This window comes from Clostridiales bacterium (assembly GCA_012512255.1).
Taxonomy (GTDB): Bacteria; Bacillota; Clostridia; order Christensenellales; family DUVY01; genus DUVY01.
In genome coordinates this window covers 1-5,834 of record JAAZDJ010000030.1, presented here as the reverse complement: position 1 = coordinate 5,834, position 5,834 = coordinate 1, and the positions used below count along the sequence as shown (strand labels likewise).

At 44.4% G+C, this 5,834-nt stretch carries 4 protein-coding genes; all 4 read right to left on the bottom strand.

Going from position 1 to position 5,834, the window contains the following annotated elements:
• Window positions 1-1,734: glycoside hydrolase family 127 protein (locus GX756_01460; protein NLC16533.1), on the bottom strand; the 1,734-nt coding region annotated here is incomplete at its 3' end.
• An 11-nt stretch (window positions 1,735-1,745) separates the two neighbouring features.
• Window positions 1,746-3,218: an L-arabinose isomerase gene (gene araA / locus GX756_01455; protein ID NLC16532.1), complete on the bottom strand. Its 1,473-nt coding sequence runs from the start codon at window positions 3,216-3,218 to the stop codon at window positions 1,746-1,748.
• Window positions 3,219-3,249: 31 nt separating this feature from the next.
• Window positions 3,250-3,954 carry an L-ribulose-5-phosphate 4-epimerase gene (locus GX756_01450; GenBank protein ID NLC16531.1) on the bottom strand — a complete coding sequence of 235 codons (705 nt, stop codon included), beginning with the start codon at window positions 3,952-3,954 and terminating at the stop codon, window positions 3,250-3,252.
• Entirely contained in the window at window positions 3,948-5,624 is a 1,677-nt protein-coding gene (gene araB, locus GX756_01445; protein NLC16530.1) for a ribulokinase, read from the bottom strand. Before araB ends, GX756_01450 begins: the two co-directional genes overlap by 7 nt.
• Window positions 5,625-5,834: the final 210 nt, after the last annotated feature.

Sequence of the window (5,834 nt, the reverse complement as noted above, 5' to 3'; positions counted from 1 at the left end):
TTTTTTGAACGAGTATAGCTCGTTTTGTTGGCGTATTAGCGCCGGCATGATAATGTCATATTTAACAAGATTGCCCTTGACCAATCGGGGTTTTTTGGACAGATCAAGCCGCGCGTCGCTTAAGACTATATTGGGATTGTCTATGCTCTCAGCGCAATAGACCAAAGGCCCGCGCATAACGGCCGCTTTGCCGCTGTTGCATCTTACTTTGGGGTGGGAAAAAGCCAACCTTACGGGCATGTCAAAAACAACTTTAATTTGGTTAGCGCCGTCAATTGCGGCTTCTAGGTAACCATTTTTTAGAATGTTTTTATATGTTTTTTGGTTGATTTTTATTAGGGGCTTTTGCGCCCAATAAGGAATCCTTAAATAGATTTTAACGGGCTTGGACGAAGTAATATTGATATTAGTTTGGGCGTTCCACGGCAATTGGGATTTTTGTTCGATCTTGACGCCGTCTATATCGGCCTTTGAGCTTATGTATTGGTTGATAATTAAGCCGTCTTTGGTTTTTTTGTATATTAAGCTCTCTATATTGGCGATTAGGCGCGTCAGGTTGGGCGGGCAACACGAACAATCAAAAACTTCCAAGCGGTTTAGGATAGGCAAATGCTGTTTTACTTTGCAAGTTTGATTAAATTCGTATTTTTTCACATCGGTTTCCAAAGGGTTTTCATAAAAGAACGATTTCCCGTCCAGCGACACTCCCGCCAAGACATTGTTATATAACGCCCGCTCAATAGTGTCGGCGTATTTGGAATCCAGCTCAATTTCGCTCATGCGGTCGCAAAACATTATAAGCGCTATTGCGGCGCAAGTTTCGGCATAAGCGGTCAAATTGGGCAAATCGTAATCATAAGTAAAAGCCTCGCCGTAATGGGATGAACCCACGCCGCCCGTGATATACATCCGCTTGTTTACAATATTCTCAAAAATGCTTTTGCACGCCGTTATTAGCTCTTGGTCGTTATATTCTTTGCCCAAATCGGCCATCGCCGAATATAAATATAGCGCCCTTACGCTGTGCCCTTCGGCCGTTTGCTGTTGCCTTACCGGGATATGCGATTGGTCATAGCGGTTATCCACGGTTTCATATACGGGCTCAGGTTTTTGGCCTCTTTGGTCTATAAAAAACTTGGCAAGCTCCAAATATTTTTTTTGGTTTGTTTCTTTATACAGCTTATACAAAGCAAGCTCTATTTCTTCATGGCCCGGCGTTACAAAAGCCGCGCTTTTGTCTATCACAAAAACTTGGTAAATATGGTCGGCCAGTTTTTTAACAATGTCCAAAAACTTTTCTTTTTGGGTCGCTTTTTTATACGCTATCGCGGCTTCTATTAGATGCCCGGCGCAATATAATTCATGCTCCGTCCTGTATCGCCATTTTTTATCGGGCTCCAAATAAGAAAAATAGCTGTTAAAATAACCGTTTTGTTCTTGGCGGGCCTCTATCAAATCAATATATTGGTCGCATAGCTTCTCAAGCTCCAAATCTTCTTGGCCCATTAGGACATAAGCCGCGCTTTCTATCCATTTCGCGACATCCGAATCATAAAACACATGCGGCTTGTTGGGCTGTCCTTCCTTCCAATTTTGTTTTAAAGCCTCAAACCTGCCTGTTTCCAAAAAGCGCTCATGGATGTTTTTTATGCCCGTAAGATTGATTTTTTGACGCTCTTGAAAAAAGCCTTCGTTGAGTCTTACATGTTTTTTATCAACTTTGCTAATTTCCATAAAACCTTGCCTTAGTTTTTGGACCTCCAGACAAAATCGGATATCATAAGCTCGTTTTCTAAGCGGTTAATATCGGTGTTTTGGTCTATTACTATAAGCTCTATATCCATTATTCTAGCGAAATCTTGGATATGCTCCAGCTCTAGCTGGGTGGTCAATACGCTGTGATGCGCGCCGCCCGCCATTATCCAGGCTTGAGCGCTGGTCGCCATATCGGGCAATGGCTGCCATAGGACTCTTGCCACAGGCAATTTGGGCATGGCTTGGGGCTTGATTATGCGCGCTTTATTGACAATCATTCTAAAGCGGTCGCCCATATCCACCAAAGTTATTAGCATGGCGTCGCCTGTCTTGCCCTCAAACACCAACCTTGCGGGCGGCTCTTTTCCGCCTATGCCTAAGGGATGAACCTCCAACGAAGGCTTGCCCTCGGCGATAGTCGGACAAACCTCCAGCATATGCGCGCCTAAAATTGCTTGTTTGCCCTTTTCAAGATGGTAGGTGTAATCTTCCATAAAAGAAGAACCGCCTTCCAATCCTGCCGCCATATATTTAACAAGATGTGTCAAGGCTGCCGTCTTCCAATCGCCTTCCGCGCCAAAGCCGTAGCCTTTTTCCATAAGAACTTGGCAAGCCAAGCCCGGAAGCTGTTTTAATCCGTGTAGGTTTTCAAAAGTGGTGGTAAAAGCGTCAAAGCCGCCGTCTTGCAAAAATCTTTCCAGCGCAATTTGGTATTTGGCTTGCGTCTTTACGGCTTCTAAGTCTATATCTTTTTGGAAAACATATTTTTCTTTGTATGTTTCAACCAATCCGTCAATTTCTTTTTGGGATACCCTGTCTATATATTCCACTAAGTCCCCTAGTCCGTAACCGTTGATTGACCAACCAAGCCTGACTTGCGCTTCAACCTTATCGCCCTCGGTTACCGCGACTTCGCGCATATTGTCCCCAAACCTAGCCACCTTTAAGGTCTTGGACTTGGCGGCCGCTGCGGCGGCTCTAGCGAAAACAAAGATTTGTTTTAAGACATCGGGGTCTTTGTAATAGCCTACTACGATTTTGCGCCTTATTCTTAGCCTGGTTACGATATGCCCGAACTCCCTGTCGCCGTGCGCCGCTTGGTTAAGGTTCATAAAATCCATATCAATGGAATCATACGGGATTTTTTCGTTGTATTGGGTATGAAGGTGTAGCATGGGCTTGTTTAGGATTTTTAGCCCGTTAATCCACATCTTAGCGGGGCTAAATGTGTGCATCCACGCGATAATGCCCACGCATTGGGGGTCAAAATTGACCTTTTGGCACATATCGGTTACTTCTTGGGGGGTTTTGACCGTGTCCAAATACTTGATTGTTACGGGATTGTCTTCTTGCGAATCTAAAAATCGTGCCATCTCTTGCGCGTGCTCCGCCACTTGCTTTAGGGTTTCTTCGCCGTATAGATGCTGGCTTCCTACTACAAAATAAAGAATTTTATCTTTCATTGCTCTCTCCTAGTTTAAAAATATTTTTTTATTATCTTTTGTTTTTTTGTCCGTAATAAGCGTTTTTGCCATGCTTTCTTAAATAATGCTTATCAAGCAAATATTGGTCAACCGATACGATATCGGGGTTTATTTGCCGGCTTAGCCATGCCATTTTTGCCACCTCTTCCAAAACGGCCGCGTTAAACACGGCTTCTTTGGGGCTTTTGCCAAACGCAAAAGGCCCGTGCGACTTGATTATAACCGCGGGCATGGCTGTTATGTCCAAATTCAATTCTGCGAATGTTTGGGCTATTACCTTGCCGGTGTTTTTTTCGTAATCTGCGGTTATTTCTTGTTTTGTGAGGGCGCGCGTGCAAGGTATTTCGCCGTAAAAATAATCGGCATGCGTCGTGCCGTAGCATTTGATCGGCTTGCCCGCCTGCGCCCAAGCCGTAGCGTAAGTAGAATGCGTATGGACAATGCCGCCTAAATTTTCGAAATTTTTATACAACTCAATATGAGTAGGCGTATCCGACGAGGGGTTTAGCTTGCCTTGGACAACTTTGCCGTCCAGATCAACCAAAACGATGTCTTCGGGCTTTAAGACATCGTATTCAACCCCGCTTGGCTTAATGGCGATAATGCCTTTTTGCCTGTCAATGCCCGACACATTGCCCCATGTGAAAATTACGAGATTGTGTTTGACAAGGTTGAGATTTTGTTCCCAAACTTCGTGTTTCAAATCTTTTAGCATCTTGTTTCTTCCTTTATAGCTTTAAGTCTTTTCATTACATCGTTAGCGCCGCGACCAAAATAGTCATGCAAAATTTTGTATTCTTGGTATAATTTATCATAAACCTTGACATTTTCAACTATAGGCTTATAAATCAAATCTTTCCTTACCTTAGACATAGCTTTTGCGGCGTCCACAATGTTATCATAACCGCCGCGCTCAGCTCCCGCCGCCAATGCGCCGAATATCGCGCTGCCTAAAGCGGGGGTTTGGGGGGATGCGCTTAATTTTATTTCCATGCCGGTTACATCGGCGTAAATTTGCATCATCATAGGATTTTTAAAGACTATGCCGCCCGCGGCGTAAAGCTCATGGATAGGGACGCCGTTTTCGCGGAAAGTCTCTATTATCATCCTTGTGCCGTATGCGGTAGCCTCTATCAAGGCTCGGTAAATTTCTTCGGGCTTGGTCAATAATGTCATTCCCAAAATCATTCCCGTCAAATCCACATCCACTAAGACGGAACGGTTTCCGTTCCACCAATCAAGCGCCAAAAGACCGCTTTGGCCGACTTTTTGTCGCGACGCCAAATTGGTCAAATAGTCGTGAATGCCAATGTTCTGTTTTTGCGCTTCTTGGCGATAATGAACGGGAACGCAATTTTTGACAAACCAGTCAAAATGGTCGCCTACGCAGGATTGCCCCGCTTCATAACCCATATACCCGGGCAAAATACCGTCCTCAACCACGCCGCACATGCCCGGAACCGCGCGCTCTTGCTCGCCCAGCAGCATATGGCAGGTAGATGTGCCCATAATCATAAGCATTTTGCCGGGTTCCGTAATGCCTACCGCGGGCACAGAAACATGCGCGTCAACATTGCCTACCGCCACCGCGGTGCCTTTTTTTAGCCCGGTAAGTTTATGGCCAAAATCATTGATTTCGCCCGCTTTCGCGCCTATGGGATAAATATCCCGCGACAGCTTAGAATCTACCAAGTCCTCAAGCATCGGGTTAAGCTCGCGGAAAAAATCCTTGCTGGGATAACCTCTATGTTTGTGCCATATAGCTTTATATCCCGCCGTGCAACTGTTGCGTTTTTCTTGGCCTGTCAGCATTAAAACAATCCAATCGGCCGCTTCTATTATTTTGTCCGCCGCGTTATAGATATGGGGCGCTTCCTCGGCAATTTGCATAACCTTGGGCACCAGCCATTCGCTGCTTATCTTGCCGCCGTATAAATCCAAAAACTTTTCTTGGCGCTTGGACGCTATCTCGTTGAGTCTATTGGCGTGTTCTTGCGCGGCGTGATGTTTCCATAGCTTCACATAGGCGTGAGGCTCGCTTTTGAACTCGTCATAAAAACAAAGCGGTTTGCCTGCCTTATCAGTGGGCAATATCGTGCAAGCCGTAAAATCAATCCCAATTCCTATTACATCTTCGCTGGAAACATTGGCGCTTTTTAAAACTTGAGGTATCGTATTGGATAACACGTCCAGATAATCCTGCGGATGCTGCAACGCCCAATCAATGCCTAGCTTGGTCTTGCCGTCGGGCAAATATTCGTCCATAACTTTGTGCGGATATTCATAAACGGCGCTCGCGACCTCTTCGCCCGTGTTGACATCCACCAAAACAGCGCGACCGCTTAAAGTCCCGAAGTCCACCCCTATACTGAATTTGCTCATCATAGTCTCCTTTTTTTATTTTAACAAAATAAAAAATATTATAGAAAATCATAAAGATTGTTATTTTATTTTAGCATTATGGTCGGCTTAAGTCAATAAAAAAACCAAATTATGTAGCGTATGGCAATTAATTATAAAGAAATATGATTTGCTTCATAAAAATTTAAAACAAAACATCTGATTTTTGTTGCCAATATTTTTATTATTTATTAT